Source organism: Dictyobacter vulcani (assembly GCF_008974265.1).
In the GTDB taxonomy this organism is placed as follows: domain Bacteria; phylum Chloroflexota; class Ktedonobacteria; order Ktedonobacterales; family Ktedonobacteraceae; genus Dictyobacter; species Dictyobacter vulcani.
The window spans coordinates 2,459,327-2,485,275 of the sequence record NZ_BKZW01000001.1; the positions used below are offsets into that span (position 1 = coordinate 2,459,327).

The 25,949-nt window shown below is 48.7% G+C and carries 23 protein-coding genes and 1 pseudogene; 12 read left to right on the forward strand and 12 right to left on the reverse strand.

The genetic code is table 11. From position 1 onward, the window contains the following. Positions 1-157: 157 nt before the first annotated feature. From KDW_RS10290 to KDW_RS10320, 7 genes and pseudogenes are all read left to right on the forward strand, one after another. Entirely contained in the window at positions 158-388 is a 231-nt protein-coding gene (locus KDW_RS10290) for an FmdB family zinc ribbon protein (RefSeq protein WP_151755864.1), read from the forward strand. Between the two features lie 70 nt (positions 389-458). Then, on the forward strand, positions 459-968 hold the full coding sequence (locus tag KDW_RS10295) for a hypothetical protein (protein ID WP_151755865.1): 510 nt from the start codon (positions 459-461) through the stop codon (positions 966-968). A gap of 892 nt (positions 969-1,860) precedes the next feature. Beyond that, positions 1,861-3,786, forward strand: a complete 1,926-nt coding sequence (gene ltrA / locus KDW_RS10300; protein WP_151755866.1) for a group II intron reverse transcriptase/maturase — start codon at positions 1,861-1,863, stop codon at positions 3,784-3,786. Beyond that, a pseudogene (locus KDW_RS10305) lies at positions 3,783-4,555 on the forward strand (ParA family protein). The gene ltrA and the pseudogene KDW_RS10305 overlap by 4 nt, the downstream one beginning before the upstream one ends. Continuing rightward, a complete protein-coding gene (locus KDW_RS10310; protein ID WP_151755867.1) occupies positions 4,548-5,543 on the forward strand; it encodes a ParB/RepB/Spo0J family partition protein in 996 nt (331 codons plus the stop codon). The pseudogene KDW_RS10305 and the gene KDW_RS10310 overlap by 8 nt, the downstream one beginning before the upstream one ends. A 25-nt stretch (positions 5,544-5,568) precedes the next feature. Next, the gene (locus KDW_RS10315) at positions 5,569-6,054 is read left to right on the forward strand and encodes a DinB family protein (RefSeq protein ID WP_151755868.1); all 486 of its coding nucleotides are present in this window, start codon (positions 5,569-5,571) and stop codon (positions 6,052-6,054) included. 293 nt (positions 6,055-6,347) lie between these two features. Next, positions 6,348-7,163: a response regulator gene (locus KDW_RS10320; protein WP_162005118.1), complete on the forward strand. Its 816-nt coding sequence runs from the start codon at positions 6,348-6,350 to the stop codon at positions 7,161-7,163. A gap of 53 nt (positions 7,164-7,216) precedes the next feature. Here KDW_RS10320 and KDW_RS10325 read toward each other — a convergent pair whose 3' ends face one another. Further along, positions 7,217-8,599 carry a helix-turn-helix transcriptional regulator gene (locus tag KDW_RS10325; protein WP_162005119.1) on the reverse strand — a complete coding sequence of 461 codons (1,383 nt, stop codon included), beginning with the start codon at positions 8,597-8,599 and terminating at the stop codon, positions 7,217-7,219. A gap of 404 nt (positions 8,600-9,003) precedes the next feature. Here KDW_RS10325 and KDW_RS10330 point away from each other — a divergent pair, with 404 nt between their 5' ends. Next, complete coding sequence (locus KDW_RS10330) at positions 9,004-9,900, forward strand: hypothetical protein (protein ID WP_151755871.1); 897 nt, start codon at positions 9,004-9,006, stop codon at positions 9,898-9,900. Between the two features lie 324 nt (positions 9,901-10,224). On the opposite strand, the gene KDW_RS10335 is transcribed toward KDW_RS10330, so the two are convergent. The 8 genes from KDW_RS10335 to KDW_RS10370 form a co-directional block, all read right to left on the reverse strand. Beyond that, entirely contained in the window at positions 10,225-10,605 is a 381-nt protein-coding gene (locus KDW_RS10335; protein WP_151755872.1) for a hypothetical protein, read from the reverse strand. A gap of 201 nt (positions 10,606-10,806) precedes the next feature. Continuing rightward, positions 10,807-11,769, reverse strand: a complete 963-nt coding sequence (locus KDW_RS10340; protein WP_151755873.1) for a hypothetical protein — start codon at positions 11,767-11,769, stop codon at positions 10,807-10,809. A gap of 44 nt (positions 11,770-11,813) precedes the next feature. Next, positions 11,814-12,122: a 4Fe-4S dicluster domain-containing protein gene (locus KDW_RS10345; RefSeq protein ID WP_151755874.1), complete on the reverse strand. Its 309-nt coding sequence runs from the start codon at positions 12,120-12,122 to the stop codon at positions 11,814-11,816. Beyond that, positions 12,123-13,940 (reverse strand): NAD(P)/FAD-dependent oxidoreductase, encoded by a 1,818-nt coding sequence (locus KDW_RS10350; RefSeq protein WP_162005120.1) that lies wholly within the window; start codon positions 13,938-13,940, stop codon positions 12,123-12,125. It abuts the gene before it with no gap. A 105-nt stretch (positions 13,941-14,045) separates the two neighbouring features. Next, a complete protein-coding gene (locus tag KDW_RS10355; protein ID WP_151755876.1) occupies positions 14,046-14,375 on the reverse strand; it encodes a hypothetical protein in 330 nt (109 codons plus the stop codon). A 301-nt stretch (positions 14,376-14,676) separates the two neighbouring features. After that, positions 14,677-15,342, reverse strand: coding sequence for a response regulator (locus KDW_RS10360; protein WP_151755877.1), 666 nt, complete (start codon positions 15,340-15,342; stop codon positions 14,677-14,679). 51 nt (positions 15,343-15,393) lie between these two features. Beyond that, entirely contained in the window at positions 15,394-16,593 is a 1,200-nt protein-coding gene (locus KDW_RS10365) for a GAF domain-containing sensor histidine kinase (RefSeq protein ID WP_151755878.1), read from the reverse strand. 14 nt (positions 16,594-16,607) lie between these two features. Then, a complete protein-coding gene (locus KDW_RS10370; RefSeq protein WP_151755879.1) occupies positions 16,608-19,037 on the reverse strand; it encodes an ATP-dependent helicase in 2,430 nt (809 codons plus the stop codon). Between the two features lie 294 nt (positions 19,038-19,331). Between KDW_RS10370 and KDW_RS10375 the strand changes: the two genes are divergently transcribed. The 4 genes from KDW_RS10375 to KDW_RS10390 all read left to right on the forward strand — a co-directional run bounded on the left by KDW_RS10375 (position 19,332) and on the right by KDW_RS10390 (position 22,399). Further along, positions 19,332-19,640 carry a hypothetical protein gene (locus KDW_RS10375; protein WP_151755880.1) on the forward strand — a complete coding sequence of 103 codons (309 nt, stop codon included), beginning with the start codon at positions 19,332-19,334 and terminating at the stop codon, positions 19,638-19,640. 95 nt (positions 19,641-19,735) lie between these two features. Beyond that, complete coding sequence (locus KDW_RS10380; RefSeq protein WP_151755881.1) at positions 19,736-20,494, forward strand: M48 family metalloprotease; 759 nt, start codon at positions 19,736-19,738, stop codon at positions 20,492-20,494. Positions 20,495-20,669: 175 nt separating this feature from the next. After that, positions 20,670-21,413, forward strand: a complete 744-nt coding sequence (locus KDW_RS10385; protein ID WP_162005121.1) for a DUF554 domain-containing protein — start codon at positions 20,670-20,672, stop codon at positions 21,411-21,413. 107 nt (positions 21,414-21,520) lie between these two features. Next, positions 21,521-22,399 (forward strand): PHP domain-containing protein, encoded by an 879-nt coding sequence (locus KDW_RS10390; RefSeq protein ID WP_233097668.1) that lies wholly within the window; start codon positions 21,521-21,523, stop codon positions 22,397-22,399. A 115-nt stretch (positions 22,400-22,514) separates the two neighbouring features. Here the strand turns inward: KDW_RS10390 and KDW_RS10395 are convergent, their stop codons facing one another. From KDW_RS10395 to purN, 3 genes are all read right to left on the reverse strand, one after another. Continuing rightward, on the reverse strand, positions 22,515-23,282 hold the full coding sequence (locus KDW_RS10395; RefSeq protein WP_151755883.1) for a hypothetical protein: 768 nt from the start codon (positions 23,280-23,282) through the stop codon (positions 22,515-22,517). Between the two features lie 324 nt (positions 23,283-23,606). Beyond that, positions 23,607-24,602: a DUF2382 domain-containing protein gene (locus tag KDW_RS10400; protein WP_151755884.1), complete on the reverse strand. Its 996-nt coding sequence runs from the start codon at positions 24,600-24,602 to the stop codon at positions 23,607-23,609. Positions 24,603-25,198: 596 nt separating this feature from the next. Continuing rightward, complete coding sequence (gene purN / locus KDW_RS10410) at positions 25,199-25,933, reverse strand: phosphoribosylglycinamide formyltransferase (protein WP_151755886.1); 735 nt, start codon at positions 25,931-25,933, stop codon at positions 25,199-25,201. Between the last annotated feature and the right edge of the window lie 16 nt (positions 25,934-25,949).

Sequence of the window (25,949 nt, forward strand, 5' to 3'; positions counted from 1 at the left end):
AGTAGGACTACAAAGATATCTTTTTTATCCTCTCATCCATGCCGCAGGAGGCGATAAAGAGACCGGACTCCATTATAGCTGACTTGACGTGGTCACAGCCAGACACTACAATATTCTTTGATATAGAGCGTTTTCCATAAAATGGAGGTAACTTTTTATGCCCTTGTTTGAGTACTATTGCTCAGACTGCAAGACGAAGTTTGAGCTACTGGTCAGCCATAAACATGCTGATGATGTTGTTTGTATGAAATGCCATAGCGAAAAAGTTCGCCGCCTGCTTTCTGTCTTTGCATCCCCCACTGGTCGTGGCGAAGATTTATCTTTTGATGGTCTGCCCGATGCCGGTGGAAGTTGCGGTTGCGGCGGCGGTTCCTGCGGTTGTAACTAACGGTTCATCTTACACTATGTACTTGTTTCTTCTATCATTTTTTTCATAAGACGAAATCAGGTTTGTCTTTATGCTATTCAATAAAGTGAGCTATCGCCGCGGCATTATTGAAGGGGTTATCATTTACGCCCTGGGTCGGCTCGGAGCTTTGATTACGCCCGCTTTCTTTCCCGATTGGACATTCGTTGCCATACCCCTGCTGTTTTTAGTATTCCAGTATATTCTACCACCAGTGTGGGCAGCGCGCCGTATGACTTCTACGAAGCGGGAACGTCTCAGTAAGCGTTTCTGGCTATTGGGACCCAGAATAGCGGCCATTTGTCTGGCGTTTGATATTGTGATCAGTCTCTGTTGTGGTTTGCCTTTGACGATGTTTGAGGTGCAGCAGGGTCCTGTTCTGGTGCGCTTGTTTGCCCATGATGCCAGTCATTTGAGCTTGCTTGATTATGGCCTTTATGAAATGCGGACCGCGGTATTTTTGTTTGTATTCTATACAATTGCCGTGCTGTGTACCCGCCTGGCTGGTGGTGGCTTTCTGCGTTTTACTATGCCTTCCGGTGGTAATCGCGTCACCTTATAGTCCTGGTCGCAGTCATAAGGGTTCATACGATAGATGATGAACCCTCTTTGTCATGTGGTCTATAATGTGGCAGACGCATGTTTTTTGTTCTTTTAATTGTTTTTATTGGTTTATATAAACTTCTATCCATGACTGACTATGCTGATATATTCTTTATACACATAGATTGTCATGCGCTCAAACGGATAAATTCTCACCATGGCGATAACTCATGTTGCTTCTCTTTGATACATTTGTTACAATGTCGGTGAAGCGGAGCTTTATGGTCTTCAGCATGGAAGAGGAAAGGCATGGTAGGATTCTGTGTCAAAAGTATACGCAATTACCAACCAAAAAGGCGGCGTCGGAGTGCGTCCGTAAGGCGCACTTTGCATTGCTCTGAGAAGAGCTACGGGTAGAGAGGACCCGTATGGTTAACTAACTTACCGGAGGTGGAAACACCGTAAGGGAACATAGCATGTTAGGAAAGCACCATATCTCCAAGTTTGCAAAAAGATAGTGGTGCAAGACCAAGAGTGACATGGTCAAAGCTGAATTGCTTTAAACCCAGTTTCTTCGCCTTAACCCGCCGGGGTATCCGTAAGCAAACTAAACACGGATACAAGGGTAGCTTACAGAGGTATTTTCCTACGACTTCTGTACTCTCTAGCAAGCCCTTCAGCGTATCGGAGATACGTTAAAGAAACGAACGGGAACCTAAATCACTCATATATGCAAAGTGAAAGCTAAACGGAGATAGTCTAAGTCAGGATGCCCATAAAGGCTATGAGCGCAAGGCTCTGAAAACCTGATATGACTACGGAGCTTCCATAGTAGTCCGAGGTAGATAACACCTACCACATGGCGAAGGGAAGCAGGTCATTCAATTGATAGTTTTACAAAGGTATGCGCAATGCAGAACGCTGAAGTAGTACTGTCAATGCTAGCTCAAAAGTCAAGCCAGAACAGCTTGTACGTTTTCGATAGACTGTACAGAAATCTGTTCAACCCGGACTTCTATGTGTTAGCGTACAGTAATATCTATGCCAGAGAAGGAAATATGACGCAGGGAGTGGATGGAAAGACCATCGATGGCTTCAACATGGCAAAAGTGCATGGAGTCATTGAGAAGCTAAAAACTGAAAACTACTCCCCAAAACCAGTAAGAAGAGTCTCCATTCCCAAAAAGAATGGTAGCCTCCGGCCACTGGGTATTCCCTCATTCATAGATAAGCTGGTACAAGAAGTCATACGGCTCATGTTAGAAGCAATATACGAACCAGTGTTTAGTGATAGCTCGCACGGGTTTCGACCCGAAAGAAGCTGTCATACAGCACTCACTCAAATCAAGACAACGTGTAAAGGCACAAATTGGGTAGTTGAAGGGGATATCAAAGGATTCTTTGAGAACATTTCACATATAAAGCTCCGCGAACTTCTCTCAAAGAAAATCAGTGATGGACGTTTTATCAACCTGATTGAAAAATTCTTGAAAGCAGGATATCTGGAATTTAACCAGAAGCATCCAACGCTCTCAGGAACGCCTCAAGGGGGAATAGTGAGTCCGATACTCGCCAACATTTACCTCAATGAGCTGGATATGTTCATAGAGAACCTCTGTCAACAAGAGACTAGAGGAACAACGAGGCGAAAAAATCAAGCGTACCAGGATCTAAACATGGCACGCTTCCTGGCGAGAAAAAATGGCGAACAAGAAAGAGCGCGGGACCTCCTCAAATCAATGAGGACCTTGCACACTAAGGACCCCTTCGACAAAGCATACACCAGAGTAAAATACACGAGATATGCAGATGACTTTGTTGTCATGATCATTGGAAGCAAGAACCTGGCGGAAAATATAAGGGAAAAGATCAGGGATTTCCTGGGAGAAGAGTTACAACTCGAACTCAACATGGACAAAACTGTCATCACCAACCTTAGTGACCGACGAGTACGATTTCTTGGATATGAAATATCCAAAACCAGGGAAGATGCGCAACTTACCAAAAACACCCTGGGAATCAAAAAGCGTGCAGCCAATGAAACGATCCAGTTACTCGTGCCATCTGATGTAATCACGGAAAAGTTGAAGCCGTTCATGGTAAGAGGGAAAGCCACACACCATAATGCGCGTATCAACCAACCACTCTTAGACACGTTGCAACAATACAATTCAGAAATCAGAGGATTGTATCAGTACTATTGCCTGGCAACTGATGTGAGTAAAAAAATTGGTAGATTCAGACACTACCACTACGACAGTCTATTGAAAACGGTCGCCCGAAAAGAAAAAAGCTCGCTACCAAAAGTCATTGAGAAATACGGTGTGGAAGTCAAGCTCAAACAACAAGCGGGAACAAGAAGGATCTTTGGTGTAACATACCAGACAAAAGAAGGTATGAAAACCATGACCTACTTCAATGATTCAATCAAGAAAAAGGATAAGCCCCTCACAGGAGCAACAGCTAATGGAGCCTTATTCAATGGTGTCCCAAATAGGCACCAGATAATTGAACGAATTAACGCAAAAAAGTGTGAGTTATGTGAACAGGAACTACCCAACCGGGATAGCTACGAAGTTCACCACATCCGAAAACTCAAGGACATCAAGCAAGAGTATGCAAGACGAGGCGACAGTCTCCCAACATGGAAGCTGACAATGTGTAGCATGAACAGGAAGACTCTGGTGGTCTGTATCGCTTGCCACGACGCAATTCATGCAGGCCGCAATGTGCAAAGCATAAAGAAAGCTGTAAAGGCAAAAACAATTGAACTAGGAATGGCTGGAGAGCCGGATACGCAGAAATGTGTACGTCCGGTTCGGAGGGGGGTTCAATGAAACCTAATCTTGGAAAAGATCAAGGCGCACGGTTCCTACCCTACAAAACGACCACGGCCATTAACCTGGCAACATATCTGGCTGCTGCCGGGCGCAGGGTTTTGCTGGTTGATATGGACCCCCAGGCTAATGCATCAAGCGGGATCGGCGTTTTAAAAAGTAAGCGTACCCATACTATTTATGACTTACTGGTACAAGAGAATAATGAAATTTCTATATTTGATGTGATCGTACCCACCCCACGCCGTGAGTTGGTGGTGGCTCCGTGTACTGTGGATCTGGCTGCCGCTGAGATTGAGTTGGTTGGAGCGATGGCTCGTGAGCATCGTCTACGCCAGATTCTTGAGCCGATTCGTGAGCGTTGCGATTATGTGATCATTGATTGTCCTCCTTCTCTTGGTTTGCTGACTATTAATGCTCTGGTGGCGTCTGATGGAATTGTGATTCCGATCCAGTGTGAATATCTGGCCTGGAAGGGTTGAGTCAGTTGTTGAACACGGTCAATATTGTGAAGTCGAAGTTGAATTCTGCTCTGTATATTGTCGGGGTGGTGATGACAATGTTTGACTCGCGTACCCGTCTGGCAGCCGATATCGTACGTGAGGTTCGCACCCACTTCCCGGAAGAGATTTTTGAAACCATTATTAATCGAAATGTCCGTCTCAGTGAGGCTCCCAGCTTTGGTCAGTCAATCCTTGATTACGATCCTAATTCTCCTGGGGGTCTGGCATATCGTGCACTTGCCGAGGAGGTATTAGCTCGTGGTTAAACCGAAAGCCGGCTTGGGACGTGGTCTGAATGCGCTTTTGCCAGGCGCGTCCGATGTGATGTCTGCCCAACAACCAGTAAAAGGTTCAACTGACACTTTGCCGATTGTCCCGATTGAGAGCATCATTCCTAATCCTCGCCAGCCACGGCGTATTTTCCGTGAGGATGATCCCAGATTACTCGAGTTGCGTGATTCCATTAAAGAGCATGGTTTGATTCAGCCCATTGTGGTGACGCGCCTGGATGGAGTTGATAAGGCTCAATCCAGTCAGACGGCCAATGATTGGTTTGGTGTGCCGGAACCCACGGCAGAGGTCACGGTCGTCCAGTTTCAGATTATTGCCGGTGAGCGGCGCTGGCGTGCTTCGCGCCTGGCTGGTCTGACAAAGGTGCCGGTGGTCATTAAGGATGTGACTCCGCAACAGATGCTGGAAATGGCGTTGATCGAAAATATTCAGCGCGCGGACCTGAATCCGATTGAGGAGGCGATGGCTTATCAGTCGTTGATTCAGGAATTTGGGCTGACTCAGGAGTCGGTGGCGAAACAGGTTGGTAAGGACCGGGCGACCGTTACTAATTCGTTGCGCTTGCTTCAATTGCCGGCCCGTGTACGCGATATGCTGGTGAGCCAGGTGGATAATTTTACGGCCGGTCATGCGCGTGCCTTGATTAACATTACACGTGAAGAGGATCAGGTCAAGGCGATGGAACAGATTATTGCTTTGCACTTGAATGTTCGCCAGGCGGAAGAGCTGGCGACCCGCATTAAGGGATCTGAGAATGTCGAGGCTGCCATTGCGCAGGTCGCACAGCCTCCCGTTCGCTCACCTGAAGTGAAGAGCCTGGAAGATCACTTTCGCGAGGCTTTGCAGGTCAAGGTTGATTTGAAGTGTAATCCTAAAGGCAAGGGCACCCTGGTCCTGCATTTTAATAATCAGGATCAATTGGATGGCTTATATAGTCGTCTGGTAAAGCAGCAAGAAGACTAGCTGTGAAGCGATATGGGGAGGCGATATGGCGGGGATTGAGAGTCCTTTTGTCAAGGTACGGCGCAAATTAGTCATGGCTCGTATCGAGTTTATGGGCCAATTGGCCGCTTTTCAACATGAGGATTTTGCCCGCCCTCTCACGGCTGCTGGTGAGTCTCCGTTGCTGATTGCCCATCATCTTTCCACGATTGAAGGGCTGGCCCTGGAGCAGTTGCGGCGCATTCAAGCAGAAGATAATCCACAGCTAGAGGTCTTGCTGCAATTAGTGCCGGTCAGCGTTAAAGCTGTTGCATCCCCTCTTACCCTTGAGATGGTGCTTGAAGAGATGTCTGTGCAGCGTAATGAGCTTTTCTCTTATCTCACCCGGCTTCCTCTTGATTGCTGGGAACGTCCTTTTATTTTTGCTTCATGGGGGCCACGCAGGTTCTATCAGCTTGTAAACATGCTTCCGTTACATGATCGGCAACATAGCCGACAATTAATCACGATGCGTTCCAGTATGACGCGTTAAGATTCATGTTTCTCCTTTTTTATGGCTCTTAGCCGCTTGCCAGTCCACTGTACCGGTCTTGTAGGTATAATGCACCCTGCTTAACTCAGGTAGGCCCCTCTAGCACTTTCCTGTATGTTTTTAGCGGCAATTGAGCAGTGTTTCCCATTGATTTTCAATCGTATGCAGAGCATTACCCCATTTGTTCACAGGCTATACTGAGATTATGGCAGTGTATGAAGCAAGCAAGTTTGGCCGCAGCAGGCGAGTCATTGACAATTTGCTATTCTGTTCAGGTTGGAAGGAGTCTTTTTATGCGCTATCCTGATACTGAGGATCATCGCTTACATACAACGGTGGCTACAGAGTCGGTGACTCTCCCTTCTCCGGTTTTTATAGGCAATGATGGACAGTCCCTGGCTACTGGTGTTGGAGATGGTTGGAATAGTATAGGTGTGCCGCCTACCAGTCAGGTCCGGGTTCTGATTGTGGATGATCATGCTTTGATCCGCGAAGGGCTGAGCCAGCTTTTTTCTCTAGAGGATGATATTGAGGTGGTGGGGGAGGCGATAGATGGCTTTACGGCAATGGAGCAGATTCGGCAGTTGCATCCCGATGTGGTGTTGATGGATATTAATTTACCGGTGGTGGATGGTATTGCAATTACACGTCAGGTGACCCAACAGTTTCCGGCTGTGGCAGTGATTATGTTGACGATGCATCGTCAGAATCAGCAGATCGTTGAGGCGATGCGTAATGGCGCACGTGGTTATCTCCTCAAGAATGCATCTGCGCGGGACGTGGCTCAGGCGATTCGGACGGTTCATGCTGGTGGAGTGGCGATCTCTCCTTCTTTGACTGGTGTACTGGTCAATGAATTGCGCCGCCAACCAGATTCCTCTGCTCCTGTTGGACAACACATGGCCCAGCTTTCAGAAAAAGAAGTTGAGATTATTCGTTACCTGGCGGCTGGCATGAGCAATAAGGAGATCGCGGAACGTCTGGCATATTCGGAGAAGACCGTCAAAAATTATCTCTCTATTATCTTCCAGAAATTACACCTGCGTGATCGTACCCAGGTGGCTATCTTCGCTTTGCGGCAGGGACTTCTACCCGACGAAGACATGTAGATAACTTGTTTGTTTGCTCGGGGGCGATACGTTCCGGGTACATTGAGAATTTTTTAAATCCAGCCCTGGGTAGCGGCTACCAGGGCTATCTGGGTGCGCTCTTTGACTTGTAGCTTTTGCATCATATGGTGTACATGTGTTTTTACAGTTTCGCGACTGATGGCCAGTTTTTTGGCAATCTCCCGATTGGTTAAGCCTTCAGCAATCAGAGGTAATATTTCTTGCTCGCGTGGAGTTAATGCGGCGATCGGGCCGGCAAGCGGAAAGTATACTTTAATACTTGTCCCTTTGCCTGGCTGACTATGCAACTTCCAGCTTCCACCTGCCTCCTGAACTCGTGTGCGCATAGTCTTTAATCCCATCTGCGCTGAGGTGCTCTCCTGTTCTGGTGCCATTTCTGCTACGTGTGGTTGTTGGGTCGATATACCTTTGCCATTATCCTGAATAGTAATGAACAGTAGATTGCCTTGCGTGTGCATCTGAACCTGGATAATGCTGGCATGGGCATGCTTGCGAATATTGGCCAATGCCTCTTGTAGCAGGCGCAAAATTGGTACTTCTAACTGTTCTGGTATGGGCTGGAGTACTGTAATGTTTTGTTGGATGCTGGTGCCAGGATCATCCATAGCATATTGGTCGAGTAGTTGGGCAATGGCATCCTGGATGCCTTGTTCCTCTAACAGGGGTGGGGGAAGGGCGTGGATGCTGGCGCGTAGCTCCTGAAGGCTTTCTTCCAGGATCGCTCTGGCGCGTATGATTTCCTGATTGGATTCCTGAATCTTTTGCTGTTCTAGCAAGCGTTGAATCAACTCTAATTTATAGAAGGTAAAGGTAATTTGTTGGACCACACTATCATGGAGGTCGCGCGCTATGCGCAGGCGTTCGTGCTCGATTGCTGCCTGACGTTCGTCATCCCATTGTTGCCGGGTATAGAGGATCTGGCCCGCTACGTTTCCCATGTAGGTTAAGAGCAGACCCCTGGAATCCAGCAGGGTGTTTTTATCTACCAGTGAGAGGGCAACCAGACCAATCAACGTTTTATGATAATTCAGTGTGACCAGTAAAATGGTCTGGTGATTGATCTCCCTGGTGTCGAGGGTTGCTCCTGGACCGCGTAAGGATAGCCGCTCGATCTCTTGTCCGTTGAGGCTGGTTGAAAGCTGACCACAGGGGAGTTTTTCTCCCTGACTGCTCACTGGAATGAAATGTTGTTGGGCCGCATGATATAGCAAAAGACAGGCTCCCGTAGCTTGAATGGACCGACGCATATGTGTGAGAATATGCTGACGTAGTTCATCGGAATCCATCTTCATGCCCAGCACAAATCCCATTTCATAAAGATCTGTCAGGCTCCCAAGACTATACATAACCTCTGGTAAGGTACTTGCATGAGTCGCTGGCGAGGATGGATTTGTTGGCTTGTCTGCTGTCCCCATTATTTGTTTCTCCAGTGGACTGGAATCGGTATTAGCTTTTCTCCTTTCATCATACTCCGCCAACAAAGAAGCGCTTTTGTCACCTGGAACGTGACTCATTCGTAAGAATAGTAGCACTTCTATATAACGACAAAAAAACCTGCATGTACGCCTTGATCTGATATGGAAGCATGAAGGTGCGTTATCTTTTGTACAATTCTCACTGGAATTATTTTGATGGGTATCCATCAAAAATGGATCATGAGATGGAACAATAAGAACATTTTTGTTATAGCGTGAAACAACCATTTGACACAGCTTTCAGTTTGATAGTATGATAGCTTTCGATACAGTTTTAACCCTAAACTGTGATATCTTCCTGTATTATTGGCAGGTAAGCCATACAGCAAGAGAAAGGATTACTCATGGCGGCCGATGGTGAACAGTCAGCGTCGCGACGACGCGGAAGAGGAACGACAAGCAGTCAGGCTCCTCATGCATCGGTATATCCACAAAGACAGGCAAATCGTGAGAGACCGATGAGCAGAGCCGATGCATCACCACATACTGATGGATATCGTTTTGACGAAGGGATGATTGATCCTCCTCGTTCAAGTTCGAGTGTTGTCCGTTTTACGAATACCCAGACACCGCGTTATCCTACTTCACAACCGGTTAATTCTACTGTACCGACCAGACGTCAGGGTATGACGAGAGATTTACCGCCGCAAATGCGTCAGACTGGCCATACAGGGCGGCAACCACGTCTACCTGTGCAGCCACCTCCTGTCTATACCACGACATCTCCTAGAAGCACACGACCATCCAAACCACCAGTTAAAGAGAAGCCACAACGTCGTGTTCATTGGCTTTTACCGGCTGGCGTTGGTATGGTGGCGATGCTGGTATTGTGGGTCTTAGGTAGTACCGCATTGTCATGGGGTATTAATCGTTATAATGATTTCAAGTATGGCTACCCCCGTACATTTCACACGGATGCAGTTGTTGGTCATGGTGATAGCGATCAACATAAAAGTCATTTTATGGCGATAAATTATAATCATCAGGCGGTCATCTTTGAAATGATGGGTGGCGATACTGGAGCAGGTAAATCGATCAGTTATGTAGTGAATTTTATTAGCAGCGAGAATGATGATCTGGCACCCGTTACGTTGGATTTCAAAGACTTAAATGCCGATAAAAAACCAGATATGATTGTGCACGTCCACCTGTCTAATCAGGATCAGGTCGTTGTCTTTATTAATGATGGCAAGAAATTCCGACCCGCGACTCCTAACGATAAACTTACGTCACCTAATTAACTGAGGATCCAGTACTCTGAAGCTATGGCATGTGCTTGCTAGCAGGCTTTGCTCAGGAAAGCAAGTTCCCTTTTTCTCTTTAATCTGCGCGATTAATTGAGTGATATATAGACTTTTATCTATATAAAAAGGTTGAAATGGACTTGCTATGGGGGGGTATTGCTTTTCGGGTGTAAAACTACTGCATAGTTTGTGGTGGAGACTGTAATAGAAAATCCCCCATGAAGTCCTGGCCGTAAGCGTTGATAGAACGCTTTAATGTATTATCGGCCAATATACAACTGGGGGATAATGGCTTATCTCTGCGCGTGCGTCCGCACGTATTTATGCAAAAATGCGACCATAATGTTCTGAAACTACCTCGGCGGGAAAGTAGCGTAAGAGATTCACCGCTACCACTGATAGGGCTATCCAATCAAATCCCGCATCCAATGGCACTCCCAGAACGGTTCCTACAAAAGGTAATGCTGCGCTCAAAACGGTCTCATTAATAGCGTCTGGAAAAAGCAGAATTGCTATGATTCCAGCTATTGAAGCAATAAAAAGTCCTTTTTTAAAGGTTGATATTCTTCCATCTGTCATTAATGCTTTGACTAATTTAAGTGTTTTAAAGCCATGCAAGAAAAGTTGGTGCCGTTTGGGTTGGGCAAAATCGTTCACGAGTCGGTCGCTATGATAATCTTTTTTGGCTGATTGCTGTAGCATATATGTTTCCTCCTGCTAAACGCCATGTATGTAATACGAGCAAGAGCGTGTCCTGGTTGTGCATTGTGTTTCAAAATGGCAAATCTTTGAAACTCTGGCATGACGATCACTCTACTATTGAAAAACAATCGTGAACGCCGCTCTGTCGCGGCTAGCTTCGCTCACACGATTGAATGGCATGATCTCTTCTTTTCCGGTGGCTTAATGTCGGAAAAATGTCGGGATCAAAAGTTGTCCCGCATAGACAAGGTGCCAGATGGTGAGACCAAAGGTGAGCAGGACCAGCAGGATGTGGAAGACGCGCCAGTAACGAATCAGGGCGCGGTAGAATTGTTCTCGCTGTAAGGCATGCTGTACGTTTTGTAGTTGTTCGATCTGCTGATTATAGCCTGGCATCAATGCGCCTGGTGTTGCAAGCGCACTTTTTTTATCTGGAACAAAGCGATATTGCTGGCTGTAACGACTGATTTCCTGCGGCGTTTCTTCCAGTGAAATATAAGCGATATCCCACGAACCAGGTAAAGATGTTCCTCTAATACTGATGGGATTCGAAGCTGCTACTGTGTTTGGCAGGGGACGCGTGGCTTTTGTTGGGGCGGGCGCGTTGGCTGGAAAAGCACTGAGATTTTGTGTGTTGTAGCTGACGATATCTTGTACATTGCGGGAAATGAGTTCTATGCGGTCATCGCCTTGTTCGGTTAAGGCTTTTTTTACTTCCTGGGTGATCTGGCGGGGGACAAAGCGATCGATCTGACGTCCAATAAAGCCGCTCAGTACCAGGCCAATCATGCCATAAAGAGCATAGGTTCCGCTGCGAGGATTAAAGTTGCCGAAGGAGTGCAGGAACAGTATAAACATGGCAACGATACCAAAGCAGATGTGCCAGTTGAGTGATGCATTCAGTTGTCCTATTTTGCGCCGATGCGATTTGCGGGTGCGCGTGTATAGAAAGGTGGCCAGCAGCATGAACGTGCTGCCAATGATCGCATAACTATAGCCGGCCAGACTATCTGGAGACAGGTCGGTGCTGAAACGTGAATAGACAAAGAGGCTCAGAGCGCACACGAGAATAATGCATATGGTGACTGTCCATGTGTTGATCCAGGATGGCATTGCATCCAGGAAAAACCAGGGGTAGCCTTTTTTATCGCTTAATTTATTCATCTTTTTTTGCCTCTCTTTTGCTGCTTTTGTTCTATTCCGATCATCTATTCCTCTGCACCCATGCTGAGAAGCCGCACTTTTAACCAGAGCATCATGGCATCACGATGCAGTCCAACCGGGCATGGCGCAACGCAGGCACCGCACTGGTAGCAAGCGCGTGCAAAGCGTGCGATGGGTGCGGAGATAGAGCCTGAGAGCGTTTCACGGTTGAGCATATCGATGGTAATGGGTTCCGCTACTGCCGGACAGGCCAGGATACACTCGTTACAACCGATGCACGCCTGGATCTCTTGTCCGACCTGGGGGCGCGTTTTATGAAGGATGATGGCATTTGGTTTTAGCATTCTTAGCATTTAGTATCGTTCTCCTTCATGGATATTCTGCCTTCTGCCAGTGTTGTCCTCAGGTTCTGCATTGACATAGGCCCACAATTTGTAGGACGCCTCTTTTTTATTGGGGGTGGCCTTCTGTTCAGTTCTACCATTGATTAGCCCGGAACGTGGCTGCGGCTGCATTGGTGGTGGTGTGGCTGGTCCCGGCCGTGGCTGCATAAATTTGCCTTGTGAATATAGTCCGGTTCCATCAAGTCCTGAAAATGAGACATCGGGCAGGTTACCGCTAAATGGATTAATCTCATCAATGTCAAAAGGCATGACTGCCATCGGCGCCAATTGATCCGTTTGTGGTTCATTTAGCTGGTGATTTGGATGGCTAGCCGCTACATAATTGGTCTGGCTTTGTGCCGCTACTTGTCGTAACTCGCCTGTATTTGGTAGCTTTCTGGTTGGCGTAGCCTCCTCGCGTTTGAGGGGCGCCGCGGGTTGATTCAAGAGCAGCATATTTCTGGCAGCATGCGAACGCTGGTTTGAAAGATATGAGCGCGAATCAAATTGTCCTTTTAAGAGCGACCTGGTGACATCTTTGATCGAGACAGCTTCGTCAATCAGGCGTTTGATGGCCAGGCTGTCTGGCTGACTGCTACCCAGGGAGAGGTAGCCAACCAATCGATCCTCTAAGATGCTCATGCGGCGATAACCACCCTGGCTGGTGTCGGTTAAGGTGGTCAGGCGAGGATCTGAACTGATGGGCTCACCGACTGTGAGCATGGAGAGCTCTCCAAGGTGAGTGGCATGCCAGGGTACTCCAAATGGTTGCATAGCCAGCTCGCTATGACCGACCATCATGGATCCGGCGATGCGTCCTTGTGCCACGGCTGCATACCATTGGGCCCGTGGTTCATAGTTGCCTGTCTGTGGATTTTTCAAGGCGGCGACGTCTCCGGCCGCATAGATGCCGCGAACACTGGTGCGCAATTTGTCGTCAACCATGATGCCATTTTTATGCATCATGGGCACTGTACAACTTCGGGCCAGGGAAGTGGCGGCCCGGGTGCCTGTGCAGCTTAACACGATCTGACAGGGGATCATTTCCTGCTGATTGGTTATTGCGCCGGCTACTGCTCCTACGCGTCCAATGATGCCGGCGACTTCAGTTTCCAGATGGACGATGGCGCCCGCTCGGCGCACGTTGTTCAGCACGATCTCAGAGGCGGGATCGTCCAGAACGCGCCCCATAAATGTTTTGCCACGGATCAACCAGTGCGTTCGAATTCCCCAGTAGAGAAGACCCATCACGGTTTCAATGGCGTGGACGCCTCCACCGATCACAATGGCCTCATTTACCTCTCCCAGGCGGCGACGCAGATCCAGGTAGTCCTGTAGTCGATGCAGTGTCAGCACACCATCAAAATTGCGGCCAGGGATGTTCTCAGGCAATCCTTGTGGGGTACTACCGGTGGCGATTAAAAGCGATTCATATCCAAACCCACGTTTGTTGCTCAGGGTAACATACTTACTCTGGGCGTGGATCTCTGTTACTCGCGAACTCACAACGTGGATACGTTCGGCTCGTTCGGTGCCTGCAGGATACGCCAGTAGTTGCTCCCTTGTCAGTTTTGCGATCGCAAATTGTTTGAGGGCAGGAGTATTGATTGTTGGATGTATTTGATCTGTCACGATCACAATACGTTTTTCGGGAGCGAGACGGCGTGCTTCCACCGCAGCAGTGAGGCCTGCGATGCCGTTACCAATGATGACGATATCTGCCTGGTCATGCGTTGGTTTGCCCTTTTGTTGACCGGGTACAATTTTTTTATCCGACTCGTTGTTCACAATCTCACATCCTGACGACATATGAAGAAAATGCCTGTATAATTGTCCATTGTTTTGCTGATCAAAGAGTAGACATAAACCAATGTTTGTACTATTTCTTGTCCTTTAATCTACGTCTACGGCTATCAACGTTCCGTTCGCTGTTTGCATGTAATAAATATCTGTATTGGCACGTTCATTGACGTGACGTTGCATATGGGGTATGGCATTGGAACAGCGTTCGCTGCACTGAAAATGCTCAATGACCCCTTTAGCTGTTTTAATGGTAAAGCTTTTATCAGGAGCTATGTTGGTGATAACCCCTGAAACATGGTCCATGTTGGGACCATGCGTCATAGCTGTTCCTACGCCATTGGTAATTCCGATGATTACCAGTGAGAGTATGCCAATAAGTAAGAGTACAGAGATAAAAGCTGTTGAGCGCGGTAGTTTCATCTGTATTCGTCCTGATGAGCTCTATCATCAATAGGATGATTTATTGGAATATTCAAATATTCTATTGTATCAAGAGCAAAAAAATTATTCCCTGACGGTTTCATACTATGTTGTATTGTATATCAGGCTGTTTCGGTCTTCGGGTATTCAGGCTAAAACTAGCCTAAATTTCTTATGGTCCGGTTAATCTATTCATGTGCAGGGAGGCTTTAAAATTACTAAAACCGTCAATAAATCGTTACACGATATTTTTATTGTCTGCATATTTTTGCGGTCTGATGGGTTTTATGCTAGCAAGAATTTATTGCTCATTGAGATTAATAAGTCCACGTTGTGCGGCCAGCGCAACTGCTTCTGTACGATTAGTGGCCCCTAGCTTGCTCATAATGGAGCTGACATGAAATTTGGCTGTGCGCTCACTGATAATAAGCTGAGCCGCGATCTCTTTGTTGGGCATACCTTGCGCGAGCAGGCGCAGGACTTCTAATTCGCGTTCGGTAAGCTCTTCAACTGGTGGTAGGGCGCTGGAGGCACGCGCGGTGTTTTTTTGTTGACCAACGTGGCGTAGGAGCTTTGAGGCTACGATTGGTTGCAACATGGAGCCACCACTCATAGTAATGCGAATAGACTTAAAGATTTCTTCGCGTGGTGCTTCTTTGAGTAGATAGCCATCTGCACCTGCCTGCAGGGCATGAATGATGCGTTCATCATCATCAAAGGCAGTAAAGATAATGACGCGTGGACGTTGCGCTCGTAGGGCGAGCTGGCGCATAGTCTCTACTCCATCTTTTACGGGCATTTCGAGATCCAGTAAGAGCATATCTGGTTGCAACTGTGCCGTCGTACGTAGTGCTTCATCTCCATTGGTACACTCGGCAATTACTTCAAAGTCCGGCTGTGTTTCCAGCAAGGTATGCAATCCTTCGCGGACGATAGGATGATCATCGGCCAGTATGATGCGGATCATGGTTTGCGCCTTTCAGATAGGAAATCAGGCTGATGTTTCAGGTTATGCTTATTAGTAAGGCACTGAGATTTCAATGCATGTGCCAGCGTCTTTCTCACTGAGTATGCACATGTTGCCACCCAGGATGTGTACGCGTTCTCCCATACCAGTGAGTCCAAAATGGCCTGTGTTGGGGCCACTTTGTTGGAGCGTCGTATCCGCATCAAAGCCGATGCCATCGTCCTGGATACTCAGACTGATCCAGGTTTCTTCAGCTGTCAGGTGCATTTCAATCTGCTGAGCATGAGCATGTTTGCGGGCATTGGTCAGTGCTTCCTGCGCGATGCGATAGAGGCTTGCTTCAATACGTGCTGGCAGCGCTGGAAATCCTATCATGGGAGTATAGCTGTATTGTACAACAGGAAGAGGCTCTGCTGCAGCCATGGAGGCCAGCGCTTCTGGTAGCGTATGTTCCTGGAGAGATGCGGCTCGCAGATCCATGACGGAGCGTCGAGCTTCTTCCAGATTATGACGCGTCAGGACCAGCGCGCGTTGAATCAATTCATGAGCCCGTTCGGGTCGTGACTCGATGATGGCGTCGGCGGTTTCTAGTTGTAAGGCAATCGCGGCGAGACCCTGGGCCATCGTATCATGAATCTCGCGGGCCAGGCGATTGCGCTCTTCCGTGGTTGCCAGCCGCGCGGCCGCCCTGGTATGCTCGGCTGAGAGGAGGGCGCGTTGCATCGCCAGACCAATCTGATCACTGATGATATGCAGGAGTTGTAGTTCATCGGGCCGTAATTCGCGCCAGTCCTCGCTGGCCACATTGAGTACCGCCAGCATTGTTGAGCCTGCATAGATGGGGACGCTTGAGTGAAAGCGTAGTCCCAGAGCCGTAGGATCACTGTCCCGCTCGGCGTTTTTGAGCCGACTACAGCGCAGGACATTGATATTGGATGCTTCCTCTACGGCTCCCTCCCTGTAGGTATCCAGGCACACACAGGAGCCGCACATGCGTTCGGAATGGTCTGCGAGATAGGGAGGGAGCGATTGGGCAGCGGCCACCACTGGATCGCCTTTGTCATCAAAGATCCAGACCCAGCCTGTACGCAGACCGAGCAATTGGGTAACATGCGTCAGCACCTCCTGGAGTGCATCATGCACATCAACCTGGCGGTTCAGATAACTGGCAATGGTATAGAGCACCGCTAGCTCGCGATTGCCATCGAGTAGCGAGGGTGCTTCTGGTTGTTCTTGTGGCTCGTGTTGCATGGTTCCTTGCTTCTTTAGAGTTTTTCCAGACGGGCAAAGTCAAGGCTGAGGCGCTTCTTGCCATGTTTGCCTGGAAACTGGACTTCGACGAACTCTGTGCCTGATTCCATTTCGCTTTTCAGGATAATACCATCCCCAAAGATGTTATGGCGTACACGATCGCCTGGTTTGAAGCGTTGTACTTTGGGTTTGGCCGGCTCAGGACTTTTAAAGTTGCCCGTTGAGGACATGCTACCTTGACCCCTGGGAGCCGATGGGAGCGATGAGTAGTTGCGTGAGGGGGTGCTGGATTTTCCGCTGCTACCACGGCCAAAGACACGTCCGCCAGTATCACCGTAGGGATCTTGATTAAAGTCGTCTTCCCAGTTGTATTGACGTTGTTGCGAGCGGTTTTGATTTCCCCCTCTGGTAGCACTGGACTGATTTTGAGCTATCGCGCCACCTCGTTTGGTCAGTAGCTTTGCTGGAATGTCGTCCAGGAAGCGTGAGGGCTCGGTATATTGGGTTTCGCCAAAGACAGAGCGACGGCGGGCGCGTACCAGATAAAGACGGCTCATGGCTCGGGTAAAGCCCACATAGGCCAGACGGCGCTCTTCTTCCACCTGCTCTGGCTTGTCGATTGAGCGTGAATGGGGGAGCGAGCCTTCGTCCATGCCGACGATAAAGACCACAGGATACTCCAGACCTTTGGCCGCATGCAGCGTGATCAACGTCACGGCATCGGTGGTCTCCTCACGGATCAATGAGCCGTCCTCACCGGATTGTACGGTGTCGGCGCCACCGACCAGGGCGACATTCTCCAGGAACAGTTCCAGGGCACTGCGTGTCTCGATCTCAGCGTAATCCTCGGCCACGCGCCGCAATTCCAGTACGTTCCCCCAGCGATCCAGTTCTTCCCCCTCTGAGGCGGCTCGTAGCTCTGGACCATAGCCGCTGCGCTCAGCGATGCGGTCAAGCAGTTCTGGCAGATGCAGTTCGTCAAGTGCGCCACGCAGGTCACTGACCAGTTTGTGGAAGCTTTCCAGGGCGCTTTTTGCGGCCTTGCCCAGCGTCGGGTGCGTCTGAATAGTGTCCAGGGCGCCATAGAGGGAGGTATTGTGTTGGGCGGCCCACTGTTGTAGTTCTCCAACGGTCTTAGGACCGACTTTACGGTTAGGTACATTGACAACGCGTAACAGACTCAGGTCATCATTCGGATTGGCGAGCAGGCGCATGTAGGCCAGCATATCTTTGATCTCTTTACGGTCATAGAATTTGCGGCTACCAATAACCTTATAGGGAATATTCATGCGCAGGAATTGCTCTTCCAGTGCGCGGGACTGCGCGTTGGTGCGATACATGACGGCTACTTCGCTACGCTTGTCAATCTCTCCGCGTGCGAGCAGGCGCACAATCTCTTGTGCGGTGTAGAGACCTTCCTGTTCCTCATTATAGGCCTCATGGATGATGATCTTCTCGCCATTCCCCTGCGCGGTCCAGAGTTTTTTGTTTTTACGCAGACTATTGCGCTTCACAATTCCCTGCGCGGCATCCAGGATGGTCTGGGTTGAACGATAATTTTGTTCCAGCAAGAGTATGCGGGTCTGTGGAAAGTCGCGCTCGAAGCGCAGGACGTTCTCCGCGCTGGCACCACGCCAGGTATAAATCATCTGGTCGTCATCACCAACCACACACACATTGCCGACCCCCTCATGCTCACTGTCTGTGCCATAGCCAAGCAGGCGGATCAGTTTGTATTGCGGCAGATTGCAGTCCTGGAACTCGTCCACATGCACATATTGCCAGCGGCGCTGGTAGCGCTTCAATACTTCTGGCTCGTTTCTCCATAAGCGCTCTGTCAACATGATCAGATCGTCAAAGTCGACACTATTATTTTTGCGCATCAACTTCTGGTAGACTTTGTAGACACGGGCTGCTACTTCTTCGACATATTTGGTGGCCAGTTCAGCCATCTGATCTGGACCCTGCATATCGTTTTTGGCGCGTGAGATCAGCGCCTGAATAGTGGCTGGCCGATACTGTTTTTCATCCAGATTGAGTTCTTTGATTGCCTGTTTTAGCAGGGTATTCTGATCGTCGGTATCCAGAATCACAAAAGAGCGGGAGAGTCCCAGAGGAGCCAGGTGATCGGCTTCTATGCGCAGGACACGGGCACAGATCGCATGGAAGGTGCCGATCATCATCTCTTTGGATTCATTGACGCCAACCAGTTTTTCCAGACGCTCACGCATCTCGCGCGCTGCTTTATTGGTAAATGTGACGGCCATGATGCGCCAGGGAGAGACCTCTTCGTGCTGTACGAGATACGCAATACGATGGGTGATCACGCGTGTCTTGCCGCTACCAGGTCCCGCCAGGATTAACACTGGTCCTTCTGTTGTGGTTACGGCCTCTTGCTGCGGTTGGTTGAGGCCTGCTAATAAATCTTGTCGTTCCAACATCATCACCCTCCGTATCACGAATTAGCAGAAATGTATAAATAGTAAGTTTATATCGCTAAAGAATAGTATTATATTATGTAACTGGTCGTTGTTGTCTGTAGATCGACGCTATTGTACCACAGATAGGAGTCCTCTATGGCTAAACAGGGACCTGTAGTTAGCGCTCTCCATTATGTGAGATGCGTACAAAATGGTCGCTAAAAAGACCAGGACATGGTTGCTTTTGTTGTGTTATAGTTGTTGTGAGACGTGTCTTTTGCTGATTGAACACGATGTTCGCTGTTGAAAGGTTCTGGTGTGCAACAGATTAATGTGGGGCGACAACAACGCCTGCGTATCTACCGAGATGCTCGGCGCACCCTTGTGTGTTTGTTCGCTATCCCTTTTCTGCTCGTAATTGGTAGCCTCTTTTGTATCTATCCAGGGCATGCTTTGAGTTTGATTGGCCTGACGAATGCTCTCTGGCATCGCAGCATGATTCCTTTTCTCTCTGGCAGCCGCTCCCTGGCTGGTATCCTCTGCCTGTGCTGTTCGGCTATCTCCTCTGCGTCTGCTGCTTCGAAGTGCTATATATTCCGCTCTTTTGTTATCTGGACTATGATCTGAAGCGCTATCATCAATTGCCGACCTCGTCTCTGCGTGACTGTCTATGGCGTCACTGCCGGATCCAGGGTCGGTTACTATTGAGGTGGGCGCTATGGGTGCAACTTATTTACCTGCTGGAAGCATCTCTCCAGATGTGGTGGGTTTGTGTTTTTGCCGCTCTTCAGTTACTCGTAGATATTTTTATCGCGCAGCGCAAGCCAGCTACTTTATCACACACATATACTATGACTCGCCTGGAGGATGGTGAGTTGGTCCAGCGTTTACAATTGTTGATGCAGCGCCTCTCAACTTCTGTAACAGGCATTTATATCCTGGCTAAACCAGGTGCCAGGATCGCCCCCAACGCGTTCGTGATTGGTTGGGGACGGACACGTTCTATCTGCATTGCGCACACTATGCTGGAACGCTTTTCTCCCGATGAGATTGAGGTGATACTGGCGCATGAACTGGCTCATTATGTCCATGCGGATGCCTGGAAGTATGTCTTTGCCCGAACCGGTGTGCGGATGATGGTGTATAGCTTACTGGCGCTGCTGCTGGGTGATCTGACAGACATCCCTGTCTATCTGTTTGATGGTGTCTCGGATAGCGCCACCATGCCGTTTCTTTTAAGCTTTTTTGTGCTATCCTGGTTGTTAACAGGTATTATTATGAACAGGTACAGTCGCCTGACGGAATATCGGGCCGATGAATTCGCGCTGCGCCAGACTGGTAAGCACCTGGCTTTTAAGAGCACCATGGTCAAACTGGCCAATATCAATGAGATTCTGGCTCATAAGGATGGGTATTCGAGCCATCCTTCTATTATGAGTCGTATCCAGCATGCAGAAGAGTTTGCGACCCGCAGTATATAGCATATTTTTTTTATATAATGTTTGATTCCTCCTCTTGTTGGGGAGTGTACAGCTAGCCGCACGCGGGCCCTAAAGCGCCCAAAATGATTTTAGTATGTGGTGTCAAAAAATGTGCAAAGCACATTTTTTGACACCGCATACTAAAAGATACAATTTTCTGGAGGTCTTTTTTTGTATGACGGGAACCCTGATTAATTTTGCGACGGTGATGGTGGGAGGTGTACTGGGACTACTCATAGGCGAGCGTTTGCCTGAACGTATTAAAACGATTGTGATTGCTGCGATTGGCTTGATTACGGTGGTGATGGGGATCTCTTCTGGCATCTCAACTAAAAATGCTTTGATTCCATTGCTGGCCCTGGTGATTGGCTCTGTAATTGGGGAATTGATAAATATCGATAAAGGTATCAATTGGCTGGGAGATTGGTTGAAGAAGCGCTTTAGCCGTGCCGATAGTCCACAAAATTTTACGACGGCTTTTGTGATTGCCAGCTTACAGTTCTGTGTGGGACCCCTGACGATTCTGGGCTCAATTAATGATGGTCTGACGGGCGATTATCGCTTGCTGGCTATCAAGGCTGTGCTGGATGGTTTCTCGGCTATTATTTTTGCCAGTAGTTTTGGTGTTGGTACCCTTTTTGCTGGCGCCACCATTTTACTGGTGCAGGGGAGCATTTCACTGTTAGCAGGACTGGTAAAGCCGTTGCTTGTTTCTGATCCTCATTTGAGTATGGCGCAGCAGCCGCGCGTGGTTGAATTGGCGGCTGTGGGTGGGGTGATTCTGGTTGGCCTGGCCTTAAATATTTTGGATATTAAACGTATCAAAGTCGCCAATATGTTGCCCGCGCTGTTCGTTGCTCCATTGATCGTCGCACTACTCAATATTTTTGGTATCCCGATCAATTTTGGTCTGGGTTGATCGCAGGTACTGTGTCCCTATGTACTCAGGTGCCGGGTGGCATAAAGGTCATCTTGTGGTACGATGATAGCAAAGGATAGTGATTTTTCTCTTAAAAGGAGTTCATCTTGGCTCGTCTAACCAGTAATGTAACATTACATCCCGATTCTTCTATTGATCTTCATATGCATACAACTTATAGTGATGGACGCTGGCCAGCTCAACAGGTGATTGATTTTCTGGCAAAAGAAAAATTCGATCTGATTGCTGTAACTGATCATGATCGTGTGGATAAAGTTGCTGAAATACAGGCCCTCGGCGCTGCGCAGCAGCTAGCCGTTCTCTCGGGTGTTGAAATGAGCACCAAGTGGAATGGACCCGTTGGCAATGGCCGCATGGGTGATATGCTCTGCTACGGCTTTGATCCTGAAAATAATGTGCTGGCTCCTGTGGCTGAAAAGATAGCTCGGATGCAGCTTGAAAATACTCATGAGGTCAATGAAAATTTGCGTCGTCAGGGCTATGATTTTCCTCGGCAGGAGGAATTGCTGGCTGCGCATGGTGGCAAACTCCGTTTCCCGGTAGATAATGCTATGCTCTTGCGTGAACATGGCCATGTGCCAAGCTGGCAGGCAGGCATCCAAAAGATGCGGGAAGCAGGCTTTCAATCGATCCGTTCAGATATGGCTGAGACCGTAGATGCCGTACATCGCAGCGGTGGTGTCTGTTTGATTGCTCATCCAGGACGCCGTGAGAATGGCTTTACCTTTTATGATACGGCCTTATTGGATCAATTGCGGGCCGAAATTGCCATCGATGGTATCGAAATGTACCATCCTTACCATAGCCAGGAAATGGTTAAAGTCTATCTGGAATATGTAGAAAAGCATGATTTGTTGGGCACCACCGGCTCGGATTCCCACTGCATTCCGGGACGTATGCCTATGAAATATCGCGCTGAGATTAGCCGTCGCTTCCTTGAGCGTGTCGGTGTACACGTTGAATAATGGCTAACAAAAGACGGTAGCCAGCATGTTGAGAGAGGATAAACAACATGCTGGCTACCGTCAGACCCTCTGGTCTTCTGTTGGGATCTTTAAAGGTTGTGCTTAACTACAATCGTTAACGACCAAAGTTCTCGTTATCATTTCTCTGCATGCGCTCGCGGTTCTGGCGCTCCTCTTCAGTAACGCGATGCAGACGATCCATATTAGTCTCCTGGCCATTGTAGGCAGTGGCATCAGCACCTGAGTTCTGTCCACCATTATAACCCTGCTGATTGGCATTGCTATAGTTGGGATCGTTATACTGTTGCTGGTTAGCATTGCCATACTGTTGTTGCTGATTGGCATTGCTATAATTGGGATCATTGTACTGCTGCTGATTAGCATTGCCATACTGCTGCTGTTGATCGGCATTATAGTTGTTGGTGTTAGCATAACCCTGCTGATTGGCATTGTTATAGGTGCTGTTCTGATAGTTTGCTGGCTGATTGGCTGGATTTTGCATGGGATCGTTGTTATTGTTATATCCAGCAGTCTGTGGGGTCGCATCCGCTGTGGTGCTGACATTCGGATCAGCGTTAATGCCCGTAGCACCATTCGCGCTGAGGATACTCGCGGCTTCCTGATCACGGCCATCGGCACGGACAGAAACGATGTGTTGTCCTGCCTGGTAGGCATTTTGATAGTAGCCAGCGTGTTCCTGGGCGACGCCGAGTTTGACCAGTTCTTCATGCAGGTTGGTCTCAGTGGTCTGGCCGGTTGTATTCGCGAAGCCTAACTGCTCACGGGAAAAGCCTGCGTCGTGTAGTTGTGTGATGGCCTGCCTGGCCGCCTCTTCGTTCTGGAACACTCCTACGACGAGTGGATTTTGAGTAGTATTATTCATAGCTCTGTTCCCTTTCTTCTTGTTGTGTTTTATATCACCTACAAGGTTGGTGGAACCTTGCTTTTTTTCTTTAAAGCATGCTCTACATACACAGGTGTTACGGACTACAGAGCTGAATAGTGTCAATATAAGCACAACCATAGTGATCCACACTACTCTCTAACTTGCCATAATGTAGCCATTTTGCAGAAATGTGCAGTCTGGTCTTAAGCGGCAGCGACGGCCGTTTTATGGCTATCACTGGCAATATAAAGTATCCCTACCTTTTCCAATTCATTACTGAAAAAGGTAGGGATACTATTCTAATGTTGACAGATGTTTATGTTAAGGATTTAGCGTATTGTCTGGTCCACTACTGGCACGCTTATCATCGATCGGAAGTTTTTCATCGATAAAATCTTTAACGCGGTCGAGTGGGTTCTTCAAGCCTGGCTTACTATCAGGACGTACATTCTTTGAGGCTTCAGCGGCATTATCAGGACGTATTTCTTCACGTCGGACATCTTCCTGAATGCGCTGGCTTCCTTGTATCGGGCGTCCACTGATGTCTACTTCCTCTGACATCCTGGTTTCTCTGATGACATCAACCTTTTCTTCACCCACAGGAACATTCATCGACGTATTTTCATCCTGTGGTGCTTTTGCAATCTGTTCTTTACTCACTGACGGTTGTGCTGGATAGGCTTCCTGGGGAGGCTGTTCTTTACTTACTGACGGTTGTGCTGGATAGACTTCTTTTTGGTCGCGTGTGCCATAGGTGCTGGCCGCGGCTCCAGTTGCGCTCCCAAAAGCGGGTGCGTTATCGGCTTTGGTTGGCTCTGGAGCTTTGTAAGTAGGTGCGTTTTCAGGTTGATTGCTGATTGGCGCTCCATAAGCAGGTTGATTGCTAGCTGCGGAACCATAAGCGGGTGGGTTTTCAGTAGGTGCATTGTAAGCAGGTGGAGGAGCGGGCTGATTGCTGACTGCACCAGCGTTATCGGCTCTCGCTTGATTAGCTGCGGTTGCTGTACCACCTCTTTCTTCCATCGCCCCATAGCGTCGTAAGATCGCAATCACCTCTGTTTCTCGCTGTCTTGCATCTACCGAGACAATGGGATGGCCAGCGTTATACTGGTTGTCATAATAGGTAGCCGCATCAGCAGAAACACCCAGATTCATGAGATCTCTTCGTAAACTAGAGGTTGCTGCATTGCTATCCCGACACGCAAACCCTAGCTGATCCTTGTCCAATCCTAATTGCAGCAATTCATCTAACGCATGTTTCGCATCTACATCTCGATCGAAGACACCGATGGCTAACTGGTTGTAGTTGGTTGTCACTGCTTTTTCCTTTCTCTATATATGTCAGAGAATCAGTTTTTCGGGACGCTGGACAGCACATTGCTATGCTTACTTTAAGCTGATCAACTACTGCTATCTTCTCCTTATCTTGTGGCTGTTACACGAACGGATTTGCCAGTGTGTTACTAATAGATAGCCTGTCATCAAAATTCAGGGTAATGATTTATGTGTATATGGGATGGGGATTGTTCAACCGGAGGAGTTCTCCAACGTACCGGCAGCGCTCGTCGCCAATATGTTTCGTTGAAGCGCTTTTGTGGCCATAAAAATAGTCCGTGGAGAGGGCGCCACACGCGGAGGCCAGCATGCGGCGTGATGGTGGAGCGAGGGGCTCAACGAGCAGCGCATGCCTGTGGCGCCTACACCGCGACGGATCCTGTTTCGTGATCCTCTCCGAGAAGGTACGGGGAGGATCCACGCGCTTACCCGCCACGTTGCTGTGCGAGCAGGCAACGGCACACACGATCCCTGTAGGCGCCACAGCACTGCGAGTCGTGCTTGCACGCTGGCCTGCGCAAACGTCGCAGGGCGGCCTCCGCGTGTGGCGCCCTCTCCACGTACACCTTGCTTGCTGGTCACGTCGAACCATCTCTCAACGTCTCGCTAACCGAAAGGTCGCAGCGGCAAGTGCTGCCGCTACATGGGGGGTGTTGGCTATGTGCGCGTACTGCTTCGACGATCAGGCGGTGTTCCTGGATTTTGAGCTTTTCGTGGAGACTATCGGCGGTATCTCCTTCCTCTATGGTGATCTCGGCCCGACCAATTACCGGGCCAGCATCAACTTCAGGAATGACATAGTGGACGGTGCTGCCTGTCACTTTTATGCCTCTTTCCAGGGCTTGCTCAACCACATGCAGGCCACGCAGTGCGGGTATGATGCTACCATCGCTGGTGGTATAGGTGTCTCTGCCATCATCTGGCAGGAGTGCAGGATGCAGATTGATCATGCGCTGTGGAAATTGAGCGGTAAAGTTCGCGCTCAAGATGCGCATCCAGCCTGCAAGTACCACCAGATCAGCCTGGAAGAGTTGAATCAGCGAAGCGATCTTCTCTTCTGCCTCTTCGCGCTTTTTCCAGGGAATATAGGCGACAGGAAGCTTATGCTTGAGTGCTCTTTGCAGTCCATAGGCATGCGCTTTGTTGCTGATCACCAGCGCGATTTCTACGCCTGGCAACTGCTGATTTTCAATGGCGTCTATCAGCGCTTGCAGATTGCTCCCGCTGCCAGAAATAAGGACCGCCAAACGCAATGGCGCGTCCGACCTCTGTCCCGAGTAACTCTGATTTGTACCGTGTTCGATACCGCTCATCCCTTGTAGTCCTTTT